This is a genomic window from Paragemmobacter amnigenus (genome assembly GCF_009908265.2).
GTDB lineage: Bacteria > Pseudomonadota > Alphaproteobacteria > Rhodobacterales > Rhodobacteraceae > Paragemmobacter > Paragemmobacter amnigenus.
On the sequence record NZ_JAAATX020000005.1, the window covers coordinates 35,776 to 60,917 of the forward strand.

Annotated in this window: 25 protein-coding genes; 19 read left to right on the top strand and 6 right to left on the bottom strand. The window is 68.8% G+C overall.

Translation table 11 applies throughout. The annotated features are described in order from the left end of the window. Window positions 1-301 precede the first annotated feature (301 nt). The 12 genes from GU927_RS07880 (at window position 302) to GU927_RS07935 (ending at window position 11,309) form a co-directional block, all read left to right on the top strand. Window positions 302-1,369 carry an HPP family protein gene (locus tag GU927_RS07880; RefSeq protein WP_161761815.1) on the top strand — a complete coding sequence of 356 codons (1,068 nt, stop codon included), beginning with the start codon at window positions 302-304 and terminating at the stop codon, window positions 1,367-1,369. Between the two features lie 32 nt (window positions 1,370-1,401). Then, window positions 1,402-1,860: a GAF domain-containing protein gene (locus GU927_RS07885; protein ID WP_161761816.1), complete on the top strand. Its 459-nt coding sequence runs from the start codon at window positions 1,402-1,404 to the stop codon at window positions 1,858-1,860. A gap of 34 nt (window positions 1,861-1,894) precedes the next feature. Continuing rightward, window positions 1,895-2,797, top strand: a complete 903-nt coding sequence (locus tag GU927_RS07890) for a LysR family transcriptional regulator (RefSeq protein WP_161761817.1) — start codon at window positions 1,895-1,897, stop codon at window positions 2,795-2,797. Between the two features lie 140 nt (window positions 2,798-2,937). After that, window positions 2,938-3,195, top strand: a complete 258-nt coding sequence (locus tag GU927_RS07895) for a hypothetical protein (protein ID WP_161761818.1) — start codon at window positions 2,938-2,940, stop codon at window positions 3,193-3,195. Continuing rightward, the gene (locus GU927_RS07900) at window positions 3,138-4,193 is read left to right on the top strand and encodes a glycosyltransferase family 2 protein (RefSeq protein ID WP_232489171.1); all 1,056 of its coding nucleotides are present in this window, start codon (window positions 3,138-3,140) and stop codon (window positions 4,191-4,193) included. Before GU927_RS07895 ends, GU927_RS07900 begins: the two co-directional genes overlap by 58 nt. Next, window positions 4,190-5,239 (top strand): HlyD family efflux transporter periplasmic adaptor subunit, encoded by a 1,050-nt coding sequence (locus tag GU927_RS07905; RefSeq protein ID WP_161761820.1) that lies wholly within the window; start codon window positions 4,190-4,192, stop codon window positions 5,237-5,239. The genes GU927_RS07900 and GU927_RS07905 overlap by 4 nt, the downstream gene beginning before the upstream one ends. Next, window positions 5,236-5,436, top strand: a complete 201-nt coding sequence (locus GU927_RS07910) for a hypothetical protein (protein WP_161761821.1) — start codon at window positions 5,236-5,238, stop codon at window positions 5,434-5,436. Before GU927_RS07905 ends, GU927_RS07910 begins: the two co-directional genes overlap by 4 nt. A gap of 146 nt (window positions 5,437-5,582) precedes the next feature. Further along, the gene (locus tag GU927_RS07915; protein ID WP_161761822.1) at window positions 5,583-6,746 is read left to right on the top strand and encodes an ABC transporter substrate-binding protein; all 1,164 of its coding nucleotides are present in this window, start codon (window positions 5,583-5,585) and stop codon (window positions 6,744-6,746) included. Between the two features lie 78 nt (window positions 6,747-6,824). Continuing rightward, window positions 6,825-7,832, top strand: coding sequence for an ABC transporter ATP-binding protein (locus GU927_RS07920; RefSeq protein WP_161761823.1), 1,008 nt, complete (start codon window positions 6,825-6,827; stop codon window positions 7,830-7,832). Window positions 7,833-8,115: 283 nt separating this feature from the next. Then, entirely contained in the window at window positions 8,116-9,054 is a 939-nt protein-coding gene (locus GU927_RS07925; RefSeq protein ID WP_161761824.1) for an ABC transporter permease, read from the top strand. Beyond that, window positions 9,044-9,850: an ABC transporter permease gene (locus GU927_RS07930; protein WP_161761825.1), complete on the top strand. Its 807-nt coding sequence runs from the start codon at window positions 9,044-9,046 to the stop codon at window positions 9,848-9,850. Before GU927_RS07925 ends, GU927_RS07930 begins: the two co-directional genes overlap by 11 nt. Before the next feature lie 34 nt (window positions 9,851-9,884). Next, window positions 9,885-11,309 carry a gamma-aminobutyraldehyde dehydrogenase gene (locus GU927_RS07935; protein WP_161762151.1) on the top strand — a complete coding sequence of 475 codons (1,425 nt, stop codon included), beginning with the start codon at window positions 9,885-9,887 and terminating at the stop codon, window positions 11,307-11,309. Between the two features lie 174 nt (window positions 11,310-11,483). Here GU927_RS07935 and GU927_RS07940 read toward each other — a convergent pair whose 3' ends face one another. Then, a complete protein-coding gene (locus GU927_RS07940) occupies window positions 11,484-12,629 on the bottom strand; it encodes a TIGR03862 family flavoprotein (protein ID WP_161762152.1) in 1,146 nt (381 codons plus the stop codon). Window positions 12,630-12,664: 35 nt separating this feature from the next. On the opposite strand from GU927_RS07940, the gene GU927_RS07945 reads away from it, so the two are divergent. Further along, a complete protein-coding gene (locus GU927_RS07945) occupies window positions 12,665-12,949 on the top strand; it encodes an HNH endonuclease (protein WP_161761826.1) in 285 nt (94 codons plus the stop codon). A gap of 147 nt (window positions 12,950-13,096) precedes the next feature. Here the strand turns inward: GU927_RS07945 and GU927_RS07950 are convergent, their stop codons facing one another. Both GU927_RS07950 and GU927_RS07955 read right to left on the bottom strand, forming a co-directional pair. Then, window positions 13,097-13,702 (bottom strand): enoyl-CoA hydratase/isomerase family protein, encoded by a 606-nt coding sequence (locus GU927_RS07950; RefSeq protein WP_161761827.1) that lies wholly within the window; start codon window positions 13,700-13,702, stop codon window positions 13,097-13,099. Beyond that, window positions 13,699-14,445 (bottom strand): SDR family oxidoreductase, encoded by a 747-nt coding sequence (locus GU927_RS07955; RefSeq protein ID WP_161761828.1) that lies wholly within the window; start codon window positions 14,443-14,445, stop codon window positions 13,699-13,701. Before GU927_RS07955 ends, GU927_RS07950 begins: the two co-directional genes overlap by 4 nt. Before the next feature lie 130 nt (window positions 14,446-14,575). On the opposite strand from GU927_RS07955, the gene GU927_RS07960 reads away from it, so the two are divergent. The 3 genes from GU927_RS07960 to GU927_RS07970 all read left to right on the top strand — a co-directional run bounded on the left by GU927_RS07960 (window position 14,576) and on the right by GU927_RS07970 (window position 18,348). Further along, window positions 14,576-16,123 (top strand): DUF2125 domain-containing protein, encoded by a 1,548-nt coding sequence (locus GU927_RS07960; RefSeq protein ID WP_161761829.1) that lies wholly within the window; start codon window positions 14,576-14,578, stop codon window positions 16,121-16,123. 115 nt (window positions 16,124-16,238) lie between these two features. Next, the gene (locus GU927_RS07965) at window positions 16,239-17,582 is read left to right on the top strand and encodes a TldD/PmbA family protein (RefSeq protein ID WP_161761830.1); all 1,344 of its coding nucleotides are present in this window, start codon (window positions 16,239-16,241) and stop codon (window positions 17,580-17,582) included. After that, complete coding sequence (locus GU927_RS07970) at window positions 17,569-18,348, top strand: 3'(2'),5'-bisphosphate nucleotidase CysQ (RefSeq protein WP_161761831.1); 780 nt, start codon at window positions 17,569-17,571, stop codon at window positions 18,346-18,348. Before GU927_RS07965 ends, GU927_RS07970 begins: the two co-directional genes overlap by 14 nt. 101 nt (window positions 18,349-18,449) lie before the next feature. On the opposite strand, the gene GU927_RS07975 is transcribed toward GU927_RS07970, so the two are convergent. Beyond that, entirely contained in the window at window positions 18,450-20,951 is a 2,502-nt protein-coding gene (locus tag GU927_RS07975; protein WP_161761832.1) for a DEAD/DEAH box helicase, read from the bottom strand. 157 nt (window positions 20,952-21,108) lie between these two features. Then, on the bottom strand, window positions 21,109-21,354 hold the full coding sequence (locus tag GU927_RS07980) for a hypothetical protein (protein ID WP_161761833.1): 246 nt from the start codon (window positions 21,352-21,354) through the stop codon (window positions 21,109-21,111). Window positions 21,355-21,545: 191 nt separating this feature from the next. Here GU927_RS07980 and GU927_RS07985 point away from each other — a divergent pair, with 191 nt between their 5' ends. From GU927_RS07985 to lpxK, 3 genes are read left to right on the top strand one after another with little or no spacing between them, the layout of a single operon-like run. Further along, window positions 21,546-21,791, top strand: a complete 246-nt coding sequence (locus GU927_RS07985; RefSeq protein ID WP_161761834.1) for a DUF4170 domain-containing protein — start codon at window positions 21,546-21,548, stop codon at window positions 21,789-21,791. 13 nt (window positions 21,792-21,804) lie between these two features. Further along, window positions 21,805-23,001, top strand: a complete 1,197-nt coding sequence (locus tag GU927_RS07990) for a 3-deoxy-D-manno-octulosonic acid transferase (protein WP_161761835.1) — start codon at window positions 21,805-21,807, stop codon at window positions 22,999-23,001. Further along, window positions 23,001-23,990 carry a tetraacyldisaccharide 4'-kinase gene (gene lpxK, locus GU927_RS07995; RefSeq protein WP_161761836.1) on the top strand — a complete coding sequence of 330 codons (990 nt, stop codon included), beginning with the start codon at window positions 23,001-23,003 and terminating at the stop codon, window positions 23,988-23,990. Before GU927_RS07990 ends, lpxK begins: the two co-directional genes overlap by 1 nt. A gap of 17 nt (window positions 23,991-24,007) precedes the next feature. On the opposite strand, the gene GU927_RS08000 is transcribed toward lpxK, so the two are convergent. Next, a complete protein-coding gene (locus GU927_RS08000; RefSeq protein WP_161761837.1) occupies window positions 24,008-25,141 on the bottom strand; it encodes a CaiB/BaiF CoA transferase family protein in 1,134 nt (377 codons plus the stop codon). Window position 25,142: the final 1 nt, after the last annotated feature.

Consider the following 25,142-nt stretch of genomic DNA (forward strand, 5'->3'; position numbering starts at 1 on the left):
AACCCCATCCGGAACCTGCCCGCCCCCCGTCAACCCTACGCCTCCCGACCACCCCCACAGGCATCCCCGCGTGCAGCAGCCCCCGATCAACCCCATGCATCCCTTGCCGATCCGCCCCGCCACCCCAACCACCCGCACCGCGGCCCCGTCCTCGCTCCCCCATCCCGTTAACCTTAACCCGCCCGCGTTAAGGTTAACGCGCCCCGCCCCACTGCCGGAAACGGCCCCCTTCCCGTCGCCCCCACCGTTGCCTCTGCCCCGCTTCCACGCCACACAGGGCCGTCCCAACCGGAAACCCGCCATGATCCGCCTGCGCCACTTCGGCCCCGCCATGACCGCCCCCACCATGGCCGAGGCCATCCGCGCCGCCCTCGGGGCGGGTGTCGGCCTGCTCGCCTGCAACCTGATCCTCTGGCTGGCTGCCCCTGCCGCCTCCGGCCTCTTCCTGCTGATCGCCCCCTTCGGCGCCACTGCCTTCCTGATCTTCGTCGTCCCCAACAGCCCTCTCGCCCAACCGTGGAGCGTGGTGGCAGGCAACACGCTGGCCGCCCTTGCCGCCCTCGTCACGCTGGCGCTCGCGCAAGACCCGCTCGTCGCCGCCCCCGCCGCCATCGCGCTGGCCATCCTCGGCATGGCAGCGGCCCGCGCCTTCCACCCGCCAGCCGGCGCCGTGGCCCTTGCCACCGTCATCTCCGCCCAGTCCCCCGCCTTCTCCGGCTGGACCTTCGCCCTGTCCCCCGTCCTTGCAGGCTCTGCCGCCCTCGTCGCCACGGGCATCCTGTGGAACCGCGCCACGGGCCGCGTCTATCCCTTCCGCCAGCCCCCGCCGCCCTCGTCCCACGGCACCGCCGACCCCGCCCCCGACCGCCGCCTCGGGCTCGCGCCCGCCGACCTCGCCCATCTCCTCGACCGCCTCCGCATGTCGCCCAATATCGGCGTGGAAGACCTCGCCCGCGTCCTCTCCGCCGCAGGAACCGAGGCCGCCGCCCACCACCTCGGCCATCTCTCGGCAGCCGACATCATGTCGCGCGACCTTGTCACCGCGGCGCCGACCGACAGCCTGCAAAGCCTTGCCGCCGCCTTCCGCACCCACAGGTTCAAGACATTGCCCCTGTCCGATCACGGCCATTACGCAGGGCTGATCGACCAGTCCGCCCTCCTTGGCCTGACCGATCCCGCCACCACCGCAGCCGACCTTGCCGCACCCGTGGCCACCCTTCCCCCCGACGCCACCGCAGCCGACCTGATGGACCTGCTCGCCGACGGGCGCCAACAGGCGGTCCCCATCCTCGACGGCCCCCGCCTTGCCGGTCTCGTCACGCGCTCGGACCTCATCGCCCTGCTCTCGGCCCGCCTCCGCGACAGCTAGACAGAACCCCGCCGCCATGGCCTTATCCGCCCATGACCCAGCCCTTCGCCGCCCTGCATCACGACTGCGCCGCCCTCGGCACGCGGCTCTTCACCGTCACCACCCATGACCTGACGCACGACCTCTTCCGTCGCGCCTATACCTCGCACCCCGTCGAATACCCTGCCCACGGCACCAAACCGCTGATCCGCGACGCGTGGTACGACCTCTGCATCACCCGCGCGCAGCCCTTCGTCGCGAATACGCCCGCCGACTTCGCCACCGTCTTCTTCGACCACGCGCTCATCACCGCCATGGGCCTCGGCTCCGCCGCCAACCTGCCGGTGATCGCCGATGACGGCACCGTCCCCGCCACCGTCAACCTTCTGGCCGAACCCCACCACTTCACCCCTGACCGCCTGACCACCTACACGGCCCTCGTCGCGCAACACCGCCCCGCCCTCCTCTCCTTCATCTCGGCCCAAATACTCCACGGGGGTCCGGGGGTGTGAAACCCCCGGTCCCCGCCCGCCAGAGGCGCGCCGCATGGCCTTCACCCTCCGCCAGCTCCAGTTCTTCGTCGCCGCCGCCGAGGCGGGCAGCGTCTCGGGCGCCGCCCGTGCCCTTTCCATCTCGCAATCCTCGGTGACCGAGGCGATCCGCGCCCTCGAGGACGACCTTGGCGTCACCCTCTTCGACCGTCAGGCGCGTGGCCTTCTCATCACGCACAAGGGCTCGGCCTTCCTGCGCCACGCGCGCCAGATCCTGTCGGACGTCGCCACCGCCCGCACCGCCTTCCGGGACGAGGCCGAAACCGCCACCGGCCGCCTCTCGCTGGGCGTCACCTCCCTCGTCGCGGGCTATGTCCTCTCCGACATCCTCTCGCGCTTCCGCCACGCCTTCCCCCGCGTCGACCTCAACGTGATCGAGGACAGCGGCGAGTATCTCCAGCACCTCCTGATCGGCGGAGAGCTTGACGTCGCCGTCCTCCTCACCTCCTCGGTCCGCGACCGCATGGCGCTGCAGGTCGAAACCCTCCTCGTCTCGCCCTACCGCCTCTGGCTTCCCCTCGGCCACCCGCTCGCCCAGCAAGAGGCGATCGCGCTGGACGAACTCGCAGGCCAGCCCCTCATCCAGCTCATGGTGGACGAGATCGAGGAAAGCACCCGCCGCCTCACCGCCGCCCTGCCCGTCAAACCCGAAATCGCCTTCCGCACCCGCAGCGTCGAGGCCGTCCGCTCCCTCGTCGCCACCGGCGCGGGGCTGGCGATCCTGCCCAGCCTCGTCTACCGCCCGTGGTCGCTCGAAGGCGACCGGATCGAGATCCGCGATGTCTCGGGCGACCTGCCCACGGTGCAGGTGGGGCTTGCATGGCGGCGCGGCGCGCCCCTGTCGCCCCCCGCGCTGAACTTCATCCGTTCGGCGCAAAGCAACATCCCGAATCTCTGATCCACGCAAAGGGATAGGCAGGCAGCAACTTTTTTCAGATTGATATAGATTAATGTGTGCGCCCAGAGCCGCGTTAGGCCCTGCTGCTCAGGGCCCCGCGTCCGGTGTGGGCGGAACCGTTGGCAAAAGGCCTATCCACGATGGACTCCGTCGGCGTCGTGCTCTGGTTCTTCCGCGAACAGCCGCTTCTGGCCGCCATCCTGCTGCTGGTCTTCGAACTGCCGCGCTACGGCTTCTCGACGCTTGCCATGCTGGTCGCATCCTTCCGCAGCACCCACAGCCGCCGCGTCCGGCTTCCCGCGATCTCGGCCATCATCCCTTCCATGACGGCGCGGCGGGCCTGCGCGCCACGGTCGACAGCCTCCGCCCCCCCGCGCAAGGCATATCGGAAATCCTGATCGTCGATGACGGCTCGACCGACGGCACCGCCGCCATCGCCGCGGCTCTGGCTCGGGAAGACCCGCGCATCCGCATCCTCACCCACCCCCTACGCAGCGGAAAGAGCGCGGCCATCAACCACGCCGCCACGCGCGCCACCGGCACCCTGCTCCTGACCGTGGACGTCGACACCGTCGCGGCCCCCGGATCGGTGCCCGCTCTGGCCGCTGCCTTCCGCAATCCCGCCGTGGCGGTCGCCTCCGGCAATGTCACCATCCGCAACGCCGCCCGAAATCCGCTGACCGCCCTGCAATCGCTGGAATACTTGCAGTCCATCGCGCTTGGCCGCGGCTTTCTGGACCATCTGGGATCGGTCGGCTGCTGCTCCGGTGCCTTTTCCATGTTCCGCCGCGCCCCCTTCCTTGCCGCAGGCGGCCTGAATGTCGGGCCGGGCGAAGACCTCGAAATCACCCTGCGCCTGCGCGAGGCAGGCCACCGGACGCGCTTCATAGGCTCTGCCATGGCCGCCACGCTGGCCCCGACGACCCTGCCCCGCCTGATCCGGCAACGCCTGCGCTGGGACCGCGATGCGCTGGCCATCCGCCTGTTCGCCTATCGCCAGATCCTGCCCTTCCGCCGTGGCGAATCGCTGGGCTCCACGCTGGAACGGCTCGACTTCCTGCTCTTCGACCTTGCGGCGACACTGGTCTTTCCCTTCTACCTCCTCCACGTCGCCCTCCGCTTCGGAGAGGCGTTCACCCCCCTCATGGCCGGTGTCCTGCTGCTGCTCTCCGGCATCGCCACCGCGAACCTGCTGCTCGTCCACCTTGCCCTGCGCCGCCTGCCCACACTGCCGGAACTGGCCGTGATCCCCGCCTTCGCGCTCTATCAGGGGATCGTCCTGCGCTTCCTGCGCTTCTTCGCCTTCAGCGACGAACTCCTCTTCGCCGGATCGCACCGCGATGCCTTCGTTCCCCCCCGCATCCGCCGCGCGCTTTACGGAAGGGATGGCACATGACCACCCATCACCCCCTGCCGGACCCCGTCGACAGCCGCCGCGCCACCGCGGGCGGGATGGTCCGCACCGCCTATGCGCTGGCCGTGGGGGGCCTCGCGCTTGTCCTGCTCTGGCTGGCCGTCAAACCGCTGGTCTATACCCAGACCCCGGGCCGCGTCGTCGCCCCCGCCTACATCGTCTCGACCCCCTACAACTCGCGCGTCCTTGCCGTCTATGCCGCGCCGGGCGCGCGCATCCGCGCCGGCGACCGCATCGCCAAGGTCCGCTCGCCCGAGGTGCAGGCCCTCATGGCCACCCTCGCCGCCGCACTGGCCGAACAGGTCAATGTTCTGGCCGAACTCCGCATCCGCCTCACCGTGGCCGAGGCAAGCGTCCCCTCCGCCCGCCAGCGCGCGCAGATTTCGGCCTATAACGTCGCTCGCCTTGGCGGGCTGTCCTGCGAAAGCACGGCAACCTTCTGCTCCGACATCTACCGCGAAAACGCCCTCGCCACCGGCGCGCTCGCCCAGATCGAGGCCGAAATCACCGAACTCCGCGCCCAGCTCGAGAGGGTCGAACAGGCCCGCCGCACCGTGGCCGACCTCCGCGATTCCGTGATCGCGGGCTTCCAGAGCGGCGAACAGATCAGCCCCGTCGACGGCGTTGTCGGCCCCGAAATCGCCCATCCGGGACAAAGCGTGACCGCGGGCGACACCATCGCCACCATCCTCGACGACAGCGCGGCGCAGATCGAATGGGTGCTGGACGGCTCGCGCATCCGCCAGCCGCGGCAGGGCGATCCGGTCTACATCATCGACGGCAACCATGTCATGCGCGGCTCCGTCTCGTCGGTCCTGTCCATCGCGGGCATCTCCTCGCAGACGACCTCGATCTTCCGCGGTCCCGCACAGGGGCAGGTCGTCCGGGTCAGTCTCGACGAAACCGAGGACTACCCCCCCGTCCTGACCGATGTCGAAGTGCGCTACAATTACTGGCGCTCCCTCGACGGTGCCGTCGAACTCTATGTCCGCATGATGGAGGTGACAGGGCTATGGCGCGACCATTGACCCCACCGCCCCCCGACGGTCCGGACGACACCGTCATCCACCATTTCCTCTGCGCCCATGTCGGTCGCACCCCCACCTTCCGCCTCTCGGGTGGCCGGCGCTACTGCCCGAAATGCCACCGCCCGCTCGACCCTGACCGCAGCGATTGGGAAATGCTGGACACCGCCCCCGTACGGGCGGGCCATTCCACCACCTGACGGCCCCTCGTCATCCATCGGAAAAACCGATACCACCCATCAGCGTTTTGATATTGCGAAACGCAAAGCGTGGCCTACCGTAGTCGACCATGACCGGAAAACCGGCAGCCTGCGCCATCACGCGCCCTCACAGGGAGAATTTCAGCATGACGAACCGTTCCGTTAAGATTGCCGCCACCTCCGCCCTTGCCCTCATCACCGGCCTCGGCCCCGCCGCCGCCCAGATGACCGAAGTCGGCGCCGGCGAAGGCGCGCTCTCCATCGTCGCATGGGCGGGCTACATCGAACGCGGCGAAACCGACCCCGCCTTCGACTGGGTGACAAAGTTCGAAGAGGCGTCGGGCTGCAAGGTCAGCGTCAAGACCGCCAACACCTCGGACGAGATGGTTGCCCTGATGAACGAAGGCGGCTTCGACCTCGTCACCGCCTCGGGCGACGCCTCGCTCCGCCTCATCGCAGGCGGCCGCGTGCAGGAGATCAACAAGGACCTCATCCCGTCGTGGTCCACCATCGACCCCCGCCTTCAGGACGCGCCCTGGCACACCGTCGACGGCAAGCATTACGGCGTGCCCTACATGTGGGGCCCCAACGTCCTGATGTACAACACCGAAGTGTTCAAGGAACCGCCGACCTCGTGGAACGTCGTGTTCGAAGAGATGACGCTCTCCGACGGCCAGTCGAACAAGGGCCGCGTGCAGGCCTATGACGGCCCGATCCACGTCGCAGACGCCGCGCAATATCTGATGTTCCACAAGCCGGAACTCGGCATCACCTCGCCCTACGAGTTGAACGAGGATCAGTACAAGGCCGCGCTCGACCTCCTGCGCGGGCAGCGCGAACTGGTCAGCCGCTACTGGCACGACGCCTTCATCCAGATCGACGACTTCAAGAACGAAGGCGTGGTCGCCTCGGGCTCTTGGCCCTTCCAGGTCAACCTGCTCAAGGCCGGCGGCGCCCCCGTCGCCTCCACCATCCCGCAGGAAGGTGCGACCGGCTGGGCCGACACCACCATGCTGCATGTCGACAGCGAACACCCGAACTGCGCCTATATGTGGTTCGAACACCAGCTCGCCTCGAACCTGCAATCTGACCTCTCGGTCTGGTTCGGCGCGAACCCCTCCGTCCCCGCCGCCTGCACCGACGGGCGCGGGATGCAGACGGCCGAGGGCTGCACGGCGAACGGTCTGGACGACTTCGACAAGATCCGCTTCTGGACCACCCCGGTCGCCGACTGCTCGCAGGGCGAGGATACCTGCGTGCCCTATTACCGCTGGGTGTCGGACTACATCGGCGTCATCGGCGGCCGCTAAGTCAGCCTCACCGCAACCCACAGGGTGCGCGCCCCGCGCGCACCCGTCCTGCCCCTTTGCCTGACCGGACCCATTCCCATGACCGCAGCCGTCGAGTTCCAGCGCGTCTCGCGCCATTTCGGTCCCGCCTCCGCGCCGGTCAAGGCAGTCGACGGCGTCGACCTGACCATCGCCGAAGGCTCCTTCTTCGCCATGCTCGGCCCCTCCGGTTCCGGCAAGACGACCTGCCTGCGCCTCATCTCCGGCTTTGAAAAACCCACTGGCGGCACGATCCGCATCTTCGGTCAGGATGTCAGCGACATCCCCCCCAACCGCCGCAACGTGAACACGGTCTTTCAGGATTACGCCCTCTTCCCCCACATGAACGTCCGCGACAACGTGGGCTACGGCCTGATGGTCAAGGGTGTCGACCGCCGCACCCGCGAGGCCCGCGCCGAAGAGATGCTGTCGCTCGTGAAACTCGACGGCTACGGCGACCGCAAACCCGCCCAGCTTTCGGGCGGCCAGCGTCAGCGCGTGGCGCTGGCCCGTGCGCTTGTGAACGAACCCAAGGTGCTGCTCCTCGACGAACCGCTCGGCGCGCTGGACCTCAAACTGCGCGAGGCGATGCAGGACGAATTGAAGACCCTGCAAGCCCGCCTCGGCATCACCTTCGTCTTCGTGACGCATGATCAGGGCGAGGCACTGTCGATGGCCGACAGCCTTGCCGTCTTCAACGAAGGCAGGATCGCCCAGATCGGCACGCCGGCCGAAGTCTACAGCCGCCCCCGCACCCGTTTCGTGGCCGATTTCGTCGGCTCCTCCAACGTCCTGCCGCCGGAAGTGACGCGCGCCTTCGGTGGCCCCGCCAAATGGTCCTCCCTCCGCCCCGAAATGCTGCGCCTGACCGCGCCCGACGGCGTGGCGCTCTCGGGCACCGTCACCGGCCTGCGCTACCTTGGCGCGGGCTCGCGCGTGACGGTCGCGCTGAACGGGACCGAGGTCGCAGCCCAGCTTCCCGCAGGCCAACCCGTCCCCGAACAGGGCGCGACCGTCGGTCTGGCCTTCGACCCCGCCGCCCTGCACGTGATGGAGGGCGAGGGATGATCGCCGCAGGATCCAGAGGACCGACGCGAAAAGGTCCGGTGGACCTTTTCGCCGGTCCGTTTGCGGCTGAGGCTTTGAGGCCGCAAGGGGTTCTCACCCTGCCTGACGCTCGGGGCACGGGACGCCTCCGCCCCGGTGGGGGCGCTTGTCGCCCCCGCCGCCCGGGGGGCGGGGGCGGCCCGTGCGGGGGCGCACGGGCGGGACAAGCCGCACCGTTCCGCCAAAGCCGCGCGTCAACGGCCGCGCGGCCAGACACCGTCCGGCTCGCCATGGGGGCTACCGCATGACCACCCCCGCCATCCTCCCCGAACGCGGCCTTGCCGACCGCCTCACCGCGCTCTTCTGGCGTCACCCGCGCCTGCTTCTGGCCGTCCTCCTCACCCCGCCGCTCCTCTGGCTGGGCGTGGTCTATCTCGGCTCGCTCGCCGCGCTCCTGCTGCAATCCTTCTACTCGATCGACGAATTCTCCGGCATGGTGAAGGAAGAGTTCACGCTGAAAACCTATGCCGAACTCTTCCGCGCCCAGAACCTCGACATCATCCTGCGCACGCTGCTGATGTCCGCCGCCGTCACCCTCGGCTGCGCGCTCATCGCCTTTCCCATCGCCTATTACGCCGCCCGCTTCGCCCGCGGCAAATGGAAGGCCGTCTTCTACCTCGGCGTCATGCTGCCGCTCTGGTCGTCCTATCTGGTCAAGGTCTATGCGTGGAAACTGATCCTCGCCAAGGAAGGCATCATCACATGGGCCGCCGAAGGCGTGGGCCTGTCCATGATCCTGAACGCCATCCTCGCCATCCCCGGCATCGGCGGAAACAGCCTCTCCACCAGCCCCTTGGGCACCTTCATCGTCTTCGTCTATGTCTGGCTGCCCTACATGATCCTGCCCATGCAGGCGTCGCTGGAACGCGTCCCCACCTCGATGCTCGAAGCTTCCGCCGACCTCGGCGCCTCGCGCGCGCAGACCTTCCGCACGGTGATCCTGCCGCTCGCCATGCCGGGCGTCATCGCAGGCTCCATCTTCACCTTCTCGCTGACCATGGGCGACTACATCATCCCCCAGATCGTCGGCACCTCGGCCCGCTTCATCGGGCTGGCGGTGTATCAGTTGCAAGGTACCGCCGGAAACATCCCGCTGGCCGCCGCCTTCGCCGTGGTGCCCATCGTCATCATGCTGGTCTACCTGACCATCGCGAAACGGAAGGGGGCCTTCGATGCACTCTGACCGCGCCTCCCTCGGCCTTCGCATCGCTGCGATCGGCGGCCTCCTCTTCCTGCACCTCCCCATCCTCCTGATCTTCCTCTACGCCTTCACGACCGAGGACAAATCCTACCAGTTCCCGCCCCCCGGCCTGACCACCCAATGGTTCGGCGTGGCATGGAACCGCCCCGACATCTGGCCCCCCCTCTACCTCTCGCTCTGGGTGGCGACCATCGCCACCTTCCTCGCCATGATCCTCGGCACGCTCGTCTCTGCCGCCATGGCGCGCACGTCGTTTTTCGGGCGCGAACAGATCAGCCTCCTCATCATCCTGCCCATCGCCCTACCCGGCGTCATCACCGGCATGTCCCTGCGCTCGGCCTTCTCGATCATGGACATACCCTTCTCGACATGGACCATCATCCTCGGCCACGCGACCTTCTGCATCGTGATCGTCTACAACAACGCCGTCGCCCGCTTCCGCCGCCTGTCGGGCGGCATACTCGAGGCCTCCGCCGACCTCGGCGCCAACGCCTTCCAGACCTTCCGCTACGTCCTCTTGCCCAACCTCGGCACCGCGCTGCTAGCTGGCGGCATGCTCGCCTTCGCCCTCTCCTTCGACGAAGTCATCGTCACCACCTTCACCGCGGGCCAGCAAAGCACCCTGCCCATCTGGATGCTGCAGGAACTCGTCCGCCCGCGCCAGCGTCCCGTCACCAACGTCGTCGCCATCGTCGTCTTCACAGCAACCTTCGTCCCCATCCTCATCGCCTACTACCTCACCCGCGGCGGGTCCGAGACCGCCGGTGCGGGCAAATGAAAGGGAGGTCCAAATGGACAGCACACTCATGACCATCGACACCCAGCTCCTCATCGGCTCCAGCTTCGAAGCGGGGCAAGAGGCGCGCGAACAGATCCTCAACCCCCGCACCGGCGCCCTGATCCTCGAAGTGCCCGAGGCATCGACCGCCCAGGTCGACCGCGCCGTCGCCGCCGCCCGCCGCGCGTTCGAGACATGGTCCCGCACCACCCCCGCCGACCGCGCCGCCGCCCTCCTGCGCATCGCGGACAGGGTAGAGGCCGAGGCCGACAGCTTCGCCGCGCTCGAGGCGCTGAACTGCGGCAAACCCATCAACGCGGCCCGCAACGATGAAATCCCCGCCATCGTCGACTGCTACCGCTTCTTCGCGGGCGCCGTCCGCTGCCAGCATGGCGCGGTGGCGGGCGAATACCTCGCGGGCCACACCTCCATGATCCGCCGCGACGCGATCGGCGTCGTCGCCTCCATCGCGCCGTGGAACTATCCGCTGATGATGATGGCATGGAAACTCGGCCCCGCCATCGGTGGCGGCAACACCGTGGTGTTCAAACCGTCGGAACAGACACCGCTCACCGCCCTGAAAATGGCGCGCATCCTTGCCGAGGAACTGCCCGAAGGCGTGGTGAACATCGTCGCGGGCCGCGGCCAGACCGTGGGGAACTACCTCATCAACCACCCCCATGTGGACATGATCTCGCTGACCGGCGACGTCGCCACGGGCAAGAAGATGCTGGATGCCGCCGCCAAGACGGTCAAACGCACCCATCTCGAACTCGGCGGCAAGGCCCCCGTCATCGTCTTCGACGACGCCGACGTGGGCGAAGTCGTCGATGGCCTGCGCGCCTTCGGCTATTACAACGCAGGGCAGGACTGCACCGCCGCCTGCCGCATCTATGCCGGCAAAAAGGTCTATGACCGTCTGGTCGCCGACCTCACCTCCGCCGTCTCCACCATCGCCTTGGGGAACGAGGACGACTCCACCAACGAAATCGGCCCCCTCATCTCGCTGCGCCAACGCGACCGCGTCGCCTCCTTCGTCAACCGCGCGCGCGAGGTGAACCACATCGAAATCACCACCGGCGGCGAGGTGATGGATCAGGGCTTCTACTACCGCCCCACCGTCATCGCCGGCGCGAAACAGGAAGATGAGATCGTCCGCCGCGAAGTCTTCGGCCCCGTCGTCTCCATCACCCCCTTCTCCGACGTGGATACGGCGGTGAACTGGGCCAATGACAGCGACTACGGCCTCGCCTCCTCGGTCTGGACGCGCGACGTGGGCCGCGCCATGGCGACGGCGGCGCGGCTTCGCTATGGCTGCACATGGATCAACACCCACTTCATGCTGACCAACGAAATGCCCCATGGCGGCCTGAAACAATCCGGCTACGGCAAGGACATGTCCGCCTACGCGCTGGAAGATTACACCGTCGTCCGCCACGTGATGGTGAAACACGGCTGATCCTGCCGCATCAGGGGGCGCACGCGCCCCCTCTTGGCCGTTCCGGCCAATTCACCCCCTGTGGATATTTGGGGACGGAAAATGAGAAAGCCGCTCTCCATTTTCCGTCCCCAAATATCCTCGGGAGGGTCCGGGAGGGCGAAGCGCCTCCCGGGGATGCGGCAGGGACGCGGTCTAGTGTTTCGCCGCCGCCCGCCCCGCACGGCGCCCCGTCGCCCAGCATCCCGTCAGCAGATAGCCGCCCGTTGGCGCCTCCCAGTCCAGCATCTCGCCACAGGCAAAGACCCCCGGCATCGCCCGCAGCTCCAGCCCTTCGGTCAGCGCCGCGCGCGTGATGCCGCCCGCGCTGGAAATCGCCTCCTCCAACGGTCGCGGCCCCGCCAGCCGCAGGGGCAGCCCCTTCACCGCCGCCGCAGGGTCCATCCCCCGCCCGAATTCCATCACCAGCGCCACCGCCACCGGCGCAAGACCCAGCTTGCGCAGCCGGTTCGCCAGCGTCTCGCCCGCCCGCATCCGCTCTAGTCGCGACGCGACCTCGGCCCCTGCCAGATCCGGCAGGAAATCGACCGACAGCCCCGCCCCGTCCCGCACGGCAGCCGACACCGCGTAAACCCCGCCCCCCTCGATCCCGCGGGCCGAGATCACGAATTCCCCCCGCTCGCGCCGCGCGCCCGCGATCAGGGCCGCCCCCTTCACCGGCTGCCCGAAGAACCGCGCCATATGCGCCGACCAGTCCACCGCAAACCCCATATTCGCAGGCCGGAACGGCGCCACCTCCACCCCCCGCTCCCGCAGCCAGGGCACCCAGGCCGCATCCGACCCCAGCCGCGGCCAGCTCGCCCCGCCCAGCGCCAGCACCACGACCGCAGGGCGCAGCACCTCCGTCCCGCCGGGCGTGTCGAACCGCCACCCCGCCGCGCCTTCGAACCCCGTCCAGCGCCAGCGCAGCCGCAGTTCCACCCCCGCCCTGCCCAGCCGCCCCAGCCATGCCCGCAGCAGGGGCGACCCCTTCATCGCCACCGGAAACACCCGCCCCGACGATCCGGTGAACACCTCCTGCCCCAGCGCGCGGCACCAGTCCTTTACCGCCTCCGGCCCGAAGTCGCGCAGCATGGGCGCCAGCCACCCGTCGCCATAGGCCGCCAGAAACTCCGCCTCCCCCTCGTCCTTGGTGACGTTCAGCCCCGACTTCCCCGCCATCAGGAACTTGCGCCCCGCCGACGGCTTCGCCTCGCAGACGACCACCCGCCGCCCCGCCGCGGCCAGCTCTTCCGCCGCCATCAGCCCCGCAGGACCGGCCCCGATCACCAGCGCATCCACCTTGCCATCCCCGCCCGTCACGCCATCATCCGCCCATGGACCCGCTCTGCCCCATCTGCCTGCGCCCGATCCCCGAAGGCGTCCCGCAAAGCCTGCACCACCTGATCCCGAAACTGAAAGGGGGCAAGGGGGGGCCGACCGTTCTGGTCCATCACATCTGCCACAAGGAAATCCACGCCCGCTTTACCGAAGGCGAACTCGCCCGCCACTTCAACACGCCAGACGCCATCCGCGCCGACCCGCGGATGGAACGCTTCCTCGCATGGATCGCGAAACGCCCGCCCGAATTCCTGTCCCGCGTGCCGAAGAAATCCCGCTGACCCCGTCCCGACCACCCGCGCAGCCCTCGGCCGACCGCGCTTCCCTCCCCCTCGTGGGGAGGGAGAGGGTGGGGGGCACCCCGTTGCCACCGTGCGCTGCGTATGCACAGTTTGCGGTACACCCTGCGGCACAGGTCGCGTCACGCCTCAGAACATCGCCTTCATCCGCCGCACATGCACCGGCTCCGCGCCCAGCGCATCGGCGGCCAGCGCCAGCGCGCCCTCCACCGCATCCTCCGCGATCAGGTCCACCAGACCCCAATCCCGCGCCTCTTCCGCCCCGATCCGCCGCCCCGCAAGGATGATCTGCTTGGCCCGCGACGGCCCGACCAGTGCCGAAAGGCGTTTCGGATCAGACGGTTGCGGCAGATAGCCCCGCTTCATCACCGGATAGAAGAACTCCGCCCCCGGCACCGCCACGCGGCAATCACAGGCCAGCGCCATCCCGAAGGCCCCCCCCGCCAGCGTCCCGTTCAGCGCCGCGATGGTCAGCCCCGCAAAACCCGCGATCCGGCCCGACAGCACCTCCCATTCCGGCGCCTGACCCAGCCCCTGCGCCATCCCCTCCAGATCGGCACCGGCAGAAAAAACCTTGCCCTTTCCGGTAATTACCAGCACCGCCACGCCCTCTGCCGCCGCCCGCGCCACCTGCGCGTCCAGCTCCGCCAGCATCGCCCGCGTCAAGGCATTGGCCTTGTCGGCACGGTCCAGAACCAGCACCCGCGCCCCGCCGCGATCCTCTGCCGCGATCATGCGACCAACCCCACGGCGTGCCGGACCGCCTCATCCCGCAGCGACACATCCCGCCCCAGCCACCCGTCCGCCGCCGGCCCGCACATCCAGACCAGCGCCTGCGCCGGCCATTTGGGCGGGATGTGGTCCTCCCACGCCAACTGGCTGACCGGATTGATCCCCGATGCCTTGATCTTCACCTGCATCTCGGTCGCCACCGTCCCGGGCGACAGGCCCAAAACCCTGATCCCATTGGCGTTTTCCTCCAGATGCGCCGCCTGGGTCAGCATCAATGCCCCCGCCTTCGACGCGCAATAGGCGCTCCACCCTTCCAGCGCGCGCACCGCCGCGCCGCTGGAGACGGTGATGATCGTCCCGCCCCCCTGCGCCCGCATCACGGGGATCACCGCCCGCATCCCGTGAAAGACGCCCTTCAGGTTGATGTCCTGCGCCCGCCCCCATGCCGCCGCATCCGCCTCGGCCAGCCGCGCGATGGGCTCCACCACCCCCGCATTGTTCACCAGAACATCCACCCGCCCGAACCGTGCCACCACGGCCGCGACCGCATCGGAAACCGCCGCGAAATCAGCCACATCGCAGCCCACCGCCATCGCCTCCGGCCCGATCTCTGCAGCGATCCGCTCCACCTCGGCCACCGTCCGCGCAAGCAGCGCCACCCGCGCCCCCGCCGCCGCAAAGGCCCGCGCCGCCGCCGCGCCGATCCCCCGGCTTGCCCCCGTGATCACGACCACCTTGCCCTGCATCGCCCTGCTCCTTCACAATTCCGCCACCGTCATAACGCATTCGGGCGCGGCAATGGAAACCCTTGACCCTGCTCCGGCAGGGGAGGATGCTCCGACCCGACATTTTTTACACCCCTGAACGAGGTTCATTATGATCAACCGCAGGCTGGCAGGCAGCACCGCACTTGCCCTTACCCTTGCCGCGCCGGCCTTCGCCGACGTAACCCCCGAACAGGTCTGGGAAAACTGGCAGGCCTATGCCACCGGCATGGGCCAGACCATCACCACCGAATCCGTCGAACGCGACGGCGACGCGCTGGTCGTCACCGGCATGAACATCGCCATCGCGCAAGAGGGCGTCACCGGCAACGGCTCCATCGACGAGATCCGCTTCACCGATCAGGGCGACGGCACGGTCGCCGTAACCATGTCCGATTCCTACCCCATCGAACTGACCATCGACCCGCCCGAAGGTGACGACAGCGGCCCCACCTCCATCACGATCGAGGTCAGCCAGCCCGACACCACCATCATCGCCAGCGGGGACGAGGCGGAAACCGCCTATGAATTCTCCTCGCCCAACCCCACCATCGCCCTGACCAGCATCGAAGGGGTCGAGGCCGAGGCGATCGACCTGACCGCCCAGGTGGCGCTGGCCAATGTCGTCGGCAAATACATCCTCGCCGCAGCCGAGGGCGACAGATCGAACCTCAGCTCCACCTTCGCCGCCGACAGCCTGACCATGACGGTCAACGGCACCGACCCCGACCCGACCCCCGCCGAAGGCGAAACCGCGGCGGGCCCGTCGGCCGTCAAGCTGAACCTTTCCATGGCCGACATCTCGGGCACGTCGAACGGGGCCTTCCTCGGCACGGCAGCCATGGCCGACCTCGCCGCGGCGCTTCAGGCTGGACTCGCCTCCGAAGGCTCCTTCACCGCAGGCGCCTCGACCTTCGACATGGAGGTGACCGAAGCCACCGGCGTGACCAAGGCCGTGGGCGAGGCCGCCTCGAACAGCATGACCTTCGCCTTCGACGCGACCAAACTGTCCTATGGCGGGGCCTCGACCGGCGTCGCCATGACGATCTCGGCACCGGACATTCCCTTCCCCGAACTCAAGGTGAATTACAGCGAGGCGGCCTTCAACTTCCTGATGCCCGTCGGCCCGACCGAAGAACCCGCCGATTTCGCCTTCCTGACCCGCCTCGTCGACCTCTCCGTCTCGGACGAGATCTGGGGCATGATCGACCCGACGAACCAGTTGCCCCGCGATCCTGCCACGCTGGTGATCGACACCAAGGGCACGGCCAAGCTGACGGCCAACATCATGGACCCCGCCGCGATGGAATCGATGGGCGACACCCCGCCCGGAGAGCTGCACTCCCTCGACATCACCGAACTGCGGGCCAAGATCGCGGGGGCCGAACTGACCGGCAACGGCGCGCTGACGTTCGACAATACCGATCTGGTCACCTATGGCGGCATGCCCGCCCCCACCGGCAAGATCGACCTGAAGCTGGTCGGCGGCAACACCCTGATGGACAAGCTGGTGGCGATGGGCCTTCTGCCGGAAGATCAGGTGATGGGCTTCCGCATGATGCTGTCCATGTTCGCCAATGCGACCGGCGAGGACGAACTTTCCTCCACGCTGGAATTCAAGGACGGCGGCTTCTTCGCCAACGGCCAGCAACTCCAGTAACCCTGCCACCGCAGGACCGGCCCCCGCACCCGTTGCGGGGGCCTTTCCATGCGCGCCGCTTGCACTGTCCCCCGCCACGGACTACCTCGGATCGGCATCCGCCAAAGGACAAGCCATGACCGCATCGCTCTCCGACCTCACCGCCCGCCTGCTCGACGCCGCCAAACGCGCGGGGGCCGAGGCTGCGGATGCGCTGGCCGTGCACGGCACCTCGACCACCATCGACGTCCGTCAGGGCAAGCTCGAACAGGCCGAACGCGCCGAGGGCACCGATATCGGTCTGCGCGTCCTGATCGGCGGGCGTCAGGCCTGCGTCTCGGCCTCCGACATCTCGGACCGCACCATCACCGCGCTGGCCGAACGCGCCGTCGCCATGGCGCGCGAGGCACCCGAAGACCCGACCGCCGGTCTTGCCGACCCGTCCCAACTGGCCCGCGGCTGGGACCTTGCCGCCTTCGACCTGTGCGATCCCGCCCCCGAACCCGATGCCGCCGCGCTGGAACAGGATTGCCGCGCCGTCGAAGCCGCCGCCCTGTCCCGCAAGGGCATCACGCAGGTCGAGGCATCGGCCGGCTACTCCGCCCGCGCCATGCACCTTGCCGCCTCCAACGGCTTCGCGGGGGGATATGCCCGCACCTCCCGCTCGCTCTCGGCCGTGGCCTTCACCGGTCAGGGCACGGGGATGGAGCGGGACTGGGCCGGCGAATCCCGCACCTACCAATCCGACCTTCCCGCCGCAGACGGCATCGGCACCCTCGCCGCCGACCGCGCCCTGTCCCGCGCCGGGGCGACCAAACCCGTCACCGGCAACTACCCCGTCCTCTTCGACGAACGCATCGCCTCCTCGCTGATCGGGCATCTCTTGTCGGCGATCAACGGCACCTCCATCGCCCGCGGCTCCTCATGGCTGCGCGACGCTCTGGGCCAACAGGTCCTGCCCGCGGGCCTATCGGTGATCGAAGACCCCCACCGCCCCCGCATCTCCTCCTCCCGCCCCTTCGACGGCGAGGGGCTGCCGACGCAGCGCCGCGCCATCGTGCAGGACGGCATCCTCACGGGCTGGGTTCTGGACCTCGCCACCGCGCGGAAACTGGGGATGACCAGCACCGCCAACGCCGCGCGCGGCACGTCGCACCCGCCGTCACCCTCCACCTCCAACATCGACCTGACGCCGGGGACACGCTCGCGCGACGACCTGATCCGCGACATGGGCACGGGGCTTCTGGTGACCTCCATGATCGGCTCCACCATCAACCCCACCACGGGTGACTACTCGCGCGGCGCGGCGGGGTTCTGGGTGGAAAACGGCACCGTCACCCACCCCGTCAACGAATGCACCATCGCGGGCAACCTGCGCGACATGCTCCTGCGGCTCATCCCCGCCAACGACGCCCGCGCGCATCTCTCCACCCGCGTCCCCTCCTGCCTGATCGACGGCCTCACCCTTGCCGGAGCCTGAGTCCGACCTCGCCCTCCTGATCCGCGCCGCGCGTCAGGCGGGGCAGATCGCGCTCCGCTTCTGGAAGCGCAACCCCAAGACATGGGACAAGGAAGACGAAAGCCCCGTGACCGAGGCTGACCACGCCGTCAACGACGCCCTCCACGCCACCCTCCGCTCTGCCCGCCCCGCCTATGGCTGGCTGTCCGAGGAAACCCCCGACGACCCCGCCCGCCTGCAAACCGAGGCGCAATTCATCCTCGACCCCATCGACGGCACCCGCGCCTTCATCGCGGGCGAGGACAGCTTCAGCCACGCCATAGCCATCGCCCGCAACGGACAGGTGACGGCAGGAGTCGTCTACCTCCCTGCCCTCGACCGCCTCTTTGCCGCCACCCATGACGGCCCCGCCACCCTGAACGGCGCCCCGATCCACGCCAGCACCATCGCGGGGATCGAGGGCGCAACCCTCCTCACCCCCGCCGCCAACATGAAGCCGGAACATTGGCCCGGCGGCGTGCCGGACCTGAAACGCGCCTTCCGCGCCTCGGTCGCCTACCGCCTTGCGCTGGTGGCGCAGGGGCGCTTCGACGGGATGCTCTCCTTCCGGCAGGGCTGGGAATGGGACATCGCGGCAGGCGCGCTCATCGCCACCCGCGCGGGCGCGACCGTCACCAATCGCCACGGCGCCCCCCTGACCTTCAACAACCCCGACCCGCGCAGCAACGGCCTGATCGCCGCCGCCCCCGCCCTGCACGCCGCACTCCTCTCCCGCCTGCAAGCCTGACCCGCCCCTTCATCCCGGCCCAAATACCCTTGGGGTCCGGGGGTGAAACCCCCGGCGCGGTCACATAAGAAAAAGGCCGCCCCGAAGGACGGCCCCGATCTTCACTTCTTCTTCGGCGGAACGAACCGCTTGGACGTGTCCCGCGCATCCGCCTTGGGCTTGGCAGGGCGCGGCGCAGGCTTGGCCCCGCCGGGCTTGGCGCGGAAGGGCTTGCCCTCTGCCCCTTCGGCGCGCGGCTTGTAGGTACGCTTGCCCTCGGCCCCGTCCGCCTTGGGTTTCCAGTCACCCTTCAGACGGTCGCCCTCGGCGCGCGGCTTTCTCGGGGCCCAGTCGCCCTTGCCACCCTCGGCCGCATGGGACTTGAACCCCGTCGCGCGGCCTGCCGGACGCTCTGCCCCGTCCCCGTGGCTCTTGAACCCGGCCGAGCGGGCCGGACGGTCCGCGCTGCCACCATGGCTCTTGTATCCGGCCGAGCGCGGCGCGCCGCCTTCGGCCTTCCAGCGCGGCTTGCGCTCGGCATCGTCGCGCGGCGCATAGGGGCGCTTCTCGCCCTCGCCACGCGGGGCATAGGGCTTGCGCTCCCCGTCCTCACGCGCGGCATAGGGCTTCTTGTCATAGGGCTTGCGATCCCCGCCGTCGCGCGGCGCATAGGGCTTTTTCTCGTAGGGCTTCTTCTCGCCCTCGTCCCGCCCCGCATAGGGCTTCTTCACATAGGGCTTGCGGTCCCCGTCCTCGCGCGCGGCGTAGGGCTTCTTCTCATAGGGCTTGCGCTCGCCGTCCTCACGGGGCGTGTAGGGCTTTTTCGCATAGGGCTTCTTTTCCCCGTCCGGATGCCATTCGGCCTTCGGCGCAGCTGCCCGCACGGCGGCAGGGGCGGCGTCCGCCCCACCCTCATCCTCGACGATCCGCGGCGGCTTGCCGGAATAGCTGGGACGATCCCCCCGCTCTTCGCGCACGGGCTTGGGCGTCACGCGCCGCTCGGGCCGTTCGGCGCGCTGGGGCCGCTCGGGGCGTTCCATCGACGGCTCGCCCTCGATCCGCTCCATCATCAGGCCGGGTTCGATCTCCACCATCGCGCCGAACCGGCCCGCCACGGCCTCGGCAATCTGCACCAGCGTATGGTCCTGCTGCACGCGGATCGCGCCGATGCCGTCCTTGGCGATGCTGCCCGTCTCGCAGATCTTGGGCAGCAACCACCGCGCCTCGGCCCGCCCCGTATGCCCGACCGACAGCCGGTACCAGACCGACGGCCCGAACTCCCCCCGCTCGCGCGGTGGCAATGCGGCAGGCGGCGGCAGCGAATCCGACAGCACCTCGGGCGCTGACCGACCGTCGCGCCACAGCCGGATGAAGGCCGCAGCCACCTGCTCGGCCCCATAGCGCGCGACCAGAGCGGCGGCGGTCTCGCCCTCGTCGCCCACGGCCTCGGCCAGCATCGGATGCTCCATCAGCCGCGCATCCTCGCGCTCCTGCACCTCGTCGGCGCCGGGGGCCTTGCCCCATTCGGCCACGACCTTGGCACCTGCCAGCAACCGCTGCGCCTTGCGGAACTCCGCCGGCGGCACGATCAGCGCCGACACACCCTTGCGCCCCGCGCGGCCCGTCCGGCCCGACCGGTGCAGCATGGTTTCCGAATTCGACGGCAGGTCCGCATGGACGACAAGCTCCAGCCCCGGCAGGTCGATCCCCCGCGCGGCGACATCTGTTGCGATACAGACCCGCGCACGCCCATCACGCAGCGCCTGCAACGCATGCATCCGCTCCGACTGGCTCAACTCGCCCGACAGCGCCACCGCCTGGAACCCGCGGTTCTGCATCCGCGCGAAGAGGTGGTTCACATTCGCCCGCGTCTTGCAGAACACGATGGCCGTCTGCGCCTCGTAATACCGCAGCACGTTGAAGATCGCGTGTTCCTTGTCCCGCGCCTGCACCGACAGCGCGCGGTATTCGATATCCACATGCTGCTTCGCCTCGCCCTGCGCGGCAATCCGCAGCGCATCGCGCTGGAAGGTGGCGGCCAGCTTCTCGATCTCCTTCGGCACGGTGGCCGAGAACATCAGCGTCCGCCGCTCTTCCGCCGCGGCGGCAAGGATGAATTCCAGATCCTCGGCAAAGCCCAGATCCAGCATCTCGTCCGCCTCGTCCAGAACCACGGCCTTCACGCCCGACAGGTCCAGCGATCCCCGCTCGATATGGTCGCGCAGACGGCCCGGCGTGCCGACGACGACATGCGCCCCGCGTTCCAGCGCGCGCCGTTCGTTGCGGTAATCCATCCCCCCCACGCAAGAGGCCAGCATCGCCCCCGCCTCGGCATACAGCCATTCGAACTCGCGCCGCACCTGCAACGCCAATTCCCGCGTCGGCGCCACGATCAGTGCCAGCGGCTTGTCCGCGAACAGCAAGCGGTCCTGCCCGCCCAGCACATCGCCCGCGATGGCAAGGCCGAAGGCCACCGTCTTGCCCGATCCGGTCTGCGCCGACACCAGCAGGTCACGCCCCGCCACGCCATCGGCCAGCATGGCCGTCTGCACGGCCGTAAGGGAATCGTAACCCTTGGCCGAAAGGGCCGCAGCCAGAGGCGCGGCAATCGTCATATCTGTCATGTCATATCCTGAAGGGGCGGCACATGCGCCCGTGAAGTACCATACGTCGGCACCTCATTCCCCTTCGCAGGACCGGCCTCCCAAACCGCCGCCTGCCCCGGAATCCTCGGGCCGTAGCGGCGGGCATAGGGCAAAACGGGCGCCTTGTATACCCGCCTCAGAACCGCAGCTTCAGCGCAAGCTCCGGATCGGCGATGACACTGGCCGGATCAAGCGCCCCTTCCACCCCGATCCGCGGCACGCTCCGCACCTGTGGACGCGCCGGAACCTCGCCCCGCGCGGCACCTTGCATCGTGGTCGCGATTTCGGGCAGCAGGCTTTCGGTCAGCAACCGCTCCACCGCCTGCACGGCGGCAAGGGGCGCGATGGCAAGGGGAACGGACAGGACAAGCAGACGGAACATGGCAGTATTCGCAGGACGGGTTTCGGACGCCCTACCCGTTGCAAAAGCCGTGCCGCCGGCGTGCGCTGCGTATGTACAGCTGTCTGCACAACCGTCGGCACAGCCGCCGGTACACCCCGTCTTGACCCCGCGCCCTGCCTCGCTACCCTGCGCGCGCTTTCCACGACTCTCACCTCCCGGAGCGGAAAAACATGACCCAACGCCTGCATCTCGTCTTCGGCGGCGAACTTGTGACACCCGAAAAGAACGTGTTTCGGGACATTTCCCAGATCCACATCGTCGGAATGTTTCCCGACTACGCCTCTGCCTTCGCCGCCTGGAAGGCCGAGGCCCAGCGCACCGTCGACAATGCCCACATGCGCTATTTCATCGCCCATATCCACCGCCTGCGGGATGAGGCGCAGCCCTCTTCCTCGACCGAAGAGCTTGGCTCGTAAGCCGTTGGTCTGAATGGCCTATTCCCTCGGCCTTACGCTTTACAACCTGTCCAACCGGCGCGATGCCGGCGGGGTTGCGGACCGCCCGCCCCGCCCCGCCGGACGGCTGGTCTGGCTGCACGCGCCCGGCGCGGATGCGGCGCGGTCGATGCTGGAACTGGCCCGCCGTCTGGCCGAGGAGGACGGCCTTCCCGTCCTTCTCACCTGTCCCGACCATCTGCCCCCCCGTGACGGCATCCTGCTGCAACCCCCACCCCCCGACACCCCGGCCGAGGCGCGCGCTTTCCTCGACCACTGGCGCCCCGAGATCGCGGTGTTTGCCGAAGGCGAACTGCGCCCCGCCCTGTTGCACGACGCGATGGAACGCAGGCTGCCGCTCGTGATGGTGGGCGCGCGAAACCCCTGTTTCCTGCGCGAAAGGGACGGCTGGTATCCCGGCCTGATGCGCGGCCTGCTGGCGGGTTTCCACAGCATCCTCGCCCTTGACGAACCTGCCGCGCGGGCCTTCCGCAAATCCGGCGCCGCCCCCGAATCCGTCACCGTCACCGGCAAGCTGGAAGAGGAAAGCGCCGCCCTTCCGCACCTCGAGGCCGAACGCGAGGCGCTGGCGCGGCAATTCGCCACCCGCCCCGTCTGGCTGGCCGCCGCCCTGCCCGAGGCCGAGGAAGCCGCCGTCATCTCCGCCCACCGCGCCGCCCTGCGACTGGCGCACAGGCTCTTGCTGATCGTCGTCCCGCAAGACCCCGACCGCGCCCCCGCTCTGGCCGCAAGGATGGAAAAGGACGAGGGCTGGACCGTCGCCCAGCGGTCCGAAGAACAGGAACCCGACCCCGAGACCGAGGTCTATATCGCTGATTCCGCCAACGAATTCGGCCTGTGGTATCGGCTGGCCCCGATCACCTTCATGGGCGGCAGCCTTGCCGCGCAGGGCTGTCTGCGCGATCCGCTGGAACCTGCCGCGCTGGGATCGGCCATCCTTTACGGCCCCCGCCCCGGCCCCTTCGGCACCACCTTCGGCCGCCTTGGCGCCGCCCGCGCCGCCCGCGCCGTAGGCTCGGCCACCGATCTGGCCGAGGCGCTGGGCGACCTGCTTTCGCCCGACCGTGCCGCCCGTCTGGCGCAGGCGGCATGGGCCGTGGCCTCTGACGGGGCCGAGGTGACAGAGCGCGTGATGGACCTGATCCGCCGCATCATGGACGGGGATGCCTGATGCGCCCTCCCGCCTTCTGGTTCACCCCGCCCGACCGCCCCGCCCTTGCAGCGCGGCTGCTGTCGCCGCTCGCTGCGCTTTATGCCGCCGCAACGGCGCGGCGTCTGCGCGATACTGGCCTTCGCGCGGGAATACCCGTGATCTGCGTCGGCAACCTGAACGCGGGCGGCACGGGCAAGACGCCCACGGTGATCGCCCTTCTGGAACGGCTGTCGGCGCGCGGGATCGCGGCGCATGTCGTCTCGCGCGGGCATGGCGGCAGGCTGGAGGGTCCGGTGAGGGTGGATGAACGGCGACACAGGGCGGCGGATGTGGGGGATGAACCCCTGCTCCTGTCCGCCTTCGCGCCGGTCTGGGTGGCCAAGGACCGCGCCGCGGGCGTGGCCGCGGCGGCGGCGGCGGGGGCGCAGGCCGTGGTGATGGATGACGGCCACCAGAACCCGTCCGTGGTCAAGGACCTGTCGCTGGTCGTGGTGGATGCGGCGCGCGGGTTCGGCAATGGCCGCTGCCTGCCCGCCGGTCCCCTGCGCGAACCCGTCCCCGCCGGACTGTCGCGGGCCGATCTACTGCTGTCCATCGGCCCCGCCGCCGCGCAGGCTGCCTTTGCCGCGCAATGGTCGCGCCACATCACCCTGCCCCACCTGAGCGGAGAGTTGCGCCCCCTGCAGATGGGCATGGATTGGCAGGGGCTGCGCGTGATCGCCTTTGCGGGCATCGGGCATCCGGAAAAGTTCTTCGCCACGCTGCAGGCCGAAGGCGCGGTCCTGATCCGCACCGTCGCGCTGGACGACCACCAGCCCCTGACCGACGCCCTGATGGCGCGGCTGGAAATCGAGGCGCGCACCATCGGCGCGCAGCTTGTCACGACGGAAAAGGACGCCGTCCGCCTGCCCTCCACCTTCCGCCAGAAGGTGCTGACCCTGCCCGTCCGCCTGCGGATCGACGATCCCGCCCCGCTGGACGCGGCACTGGCGCGGATCGGGTGTTAGCCAATCGTTAACTTTCGTTAACCATTCCCGAGAACCTCGTCCTGATGCTCGCCCAGCTTCGGCGCGGGACGGTCCAGCGACAGCTCCGCGTCCGAGAAGGTGAAGGGCGACCGCACCCCCGGTATCCCTCCAAGATCCAGCTGCATCCCGCGCGCGATGACCTGCGGATCGGCAAAGACCTCGGCCAGATCGTTGATCGGCCCCGCCGGAACGCCCTGATCCTCGCAAGCCTTCAGGAGATCGGCCTTTTTCCACGTGACAGTCGCCGCCGTGATGGCCTGCGTCATCGCCTCGCGGTTCTTCACGCGGTCGGCGTTGGTCAGGTAGTCCGGCGCGGTGGCCATCGCCTCCAGCCCCAGAATCCCGCAAAGCTTGCGGTATTGCCCGTCATTGCCGGTGGCAAGGATGATCCAGCCGTCGGCACAGTCGAAAACCGCATAGGGTGCAAGGTTCGGATGGGCGTTGCCCATCTTCCGCGGTGCCTGGCCGGTGGTCAGGAAATTCATGTTCTGGTTCGCCATGATCGCCGTGGCGACATCCATCAGCGCCATGTCGATCTGCTGCCCCCGCCCCGTCACCCCGCGCTGCACCAGCGCGGCAAGGATCGCGGTGGCCGCATAGACGCCGGTAAAAACATCGGTGACCGCCACGCCCACCTTCTGCGGCTGGCCGTCCGGTTCGCCCGTCACGCTCATCAGTCCGGCCATGCCCTGGATGATGAAATCATAGCCCGCGCGATGGGCATAGGGGCCGGTCTGGCCGAAACCGGTGATGGAACAGTAGACCAGCCGCGGGTTCACCTTCTGCAGGGACGGCCAGTCCAGCCCGTATTTGGCCAGACCGCCCACCTTGAAATTCTCGATCACCACATCGGCATCCGCCACCAGACGGCGCACCACCTCTTGCCCTTCCGCCGTGCGGAAATCGCAGGTGATGGACCGCTTGCCACGGTTCGTCGCGTGGAAATAGGCGGCCGACCTGTCGCCCTCGCGTTCTACGAAGGGGGGCCCCCACTGGCGGGTATCGTCGCCCTCGGGCGCTTCGACCTTGATGACATCGGCGCCCAGATCGGCGAGCGTCTGGCCGGCCCATGGACCGGCCAGAATGCGCGCCAGTTCGATGACGCGGATACCTTGCAGCGGTGCGGGCATC

What these genes read in the sequence shown, in the direction of transcription:
- GU927_RS07880 (WP_161761815.1), top strand. Translation starts at nt 302, where the DNA reads ATGATCCGCCTGCGCCACTTCGGCCCCGCCATGACCGCCCCCACCATG.
- GU927_RS07885 (WP_161761816.1), top strand. Translation starts at nt 1,402, where the DNA reads ATGACCCAGCCCTTCGCCGCCCTGCATCACGACTGCGCCGCCCTCGGC.
- GU927_RS07890 (WP_161761817.1), top strand. Translation starts at nt 1,895, where the DNA reads ATGGCCTTCACCCTCCGCCAGCTCCAGTTCTTCGTCGCCGCCGCCGAG.
- GU927_RS07895 (WP_161761818.1), top strand. Translation starts at nt 2,938, where the DNA reads ATGGACTCCGTCGGCGTCGTGCTCTGGTTCTTCCGCGAACAGCCGCTT.
- GU927_RS07905 (WP_161761820.1), top strand. Translation starts at nt 4,190, where the DNA reads ATGACCACCCATCACCCCCTGCCGGACCCCGTCGACAGCCGCCGCGCC.
- GU927_RS07915 (WP_161761822.1), top strand. Translation starts at nt 5,583, where the DNA reads ATGACGAACCGTTCCGTTAAGATTGCCGCCACCTCCGCCCTTGCCCTC.
- GU927_RS07920 (WP_161761823.1), top strand. Translation starts at nt 6,825, where the DNA reads ATGACCGCAGCCGTCGAGTTCCAGCGCGTCTCGCGCCATTTCGGTCCC.
- GU927_RS07925 (WP_161761824.1), top strand. Translation starts at nt 8,116, where the DNA reads ATGACCACCCCCGCCATCCTCCCCGAACGCGGCCTTGCCGACCGCCTC.
- GU927_RS07930 (WP_161761825.1), top strand. Translation starts at nt 9,044, where the DNA reads ATGCACTCTGACCGCGCCTCCCTCGGCCTTCGCATCGCTGCGATCGGC.
- GU927_RS07945 (WP_161761826.1), top strand. Translation starts at nt 12,665, where the DNA reads ATGGACCCGCTCTGCCCCATCTGCCTGCGCCCGATCCCCGAAGGCGTC.
- GU927_RS07950 (WP_161761827.1), bottom strand. Translation starts at nt 13,702, where the DNA reads ATGATCGCGGCAGAGGATCGCGGCGGGGCGCGGGTGCTGGTTCTGGAC.
- GU927_RS07955 (WP_161761828.1), bottom strand. Translation starts at nt 14,445, where the DNA reads ATGCAGGGCAAGGTGGTCGTGATCACGGGGGCAAGCCGGGGGATCGGC.
- GU927_RS07960 (WP_161761829.1), top strand. Translation starts at nt 14,576, where the DNA reads ATGATCAACCGCAGGCTGGCAGGCAGCACCGCACTTGCCCTTACCCTT.
- GU927_RS07965 (WP_161761830.1), top strand. Translation starts at nt 16,239, where the DNA reads ATGACCGCATCGCTCTCCGACCTCACCGCCCGCCTGCTCGACGCCGCC.
- GU927_RS07975 (WP_161761832.1), bottom strand. Translation starts at nt 20,951, where the DNA reads ATGACAGATATGACGATTGCCGCGCCTCTGGCTGCGGCCCTTTCGGCC.
- GU927_RS07980 (WP_161761833.1), bottom strand. Translation starts at nt 21,354, where the DNA reads ATGTTCCGTCTGCTTGTCCTGTCCGTTCCCCTTGCCATCGCGCCCCTT.
- GU927_RS07985 (WP_161761834.1), top strand. Translation starts at nt 21,546, where the DNA reads ATGACCCAACGCCTGCATCTCGTCTTCGGCGGCGAACTTGTGACACCC.
- GU927_RS07990 (WP_161761835.1), top strand. Translation starts at nt 21,805, where the DNA reads ATGGCCTATTCCCTCGGCCTTACGCTTTACAACCTGTCCAACCGGCGC.
- lpxK (WP_161761836.1), top strand. Translation starts at nt 23,001, where the DNA reads ATGCGCCCTCCCGCCTTCTGGTTCACCCCGCCCGACCGCCCCGCCCTT.
- GU927_RS08000 (WP_161761837.1), bottom strand. Translation starts at nt 25,141, where the DNA reads ATGCCCGCACCGCTGCAAGGTATCCGCGTCATCGAACTGGCGCGCATT.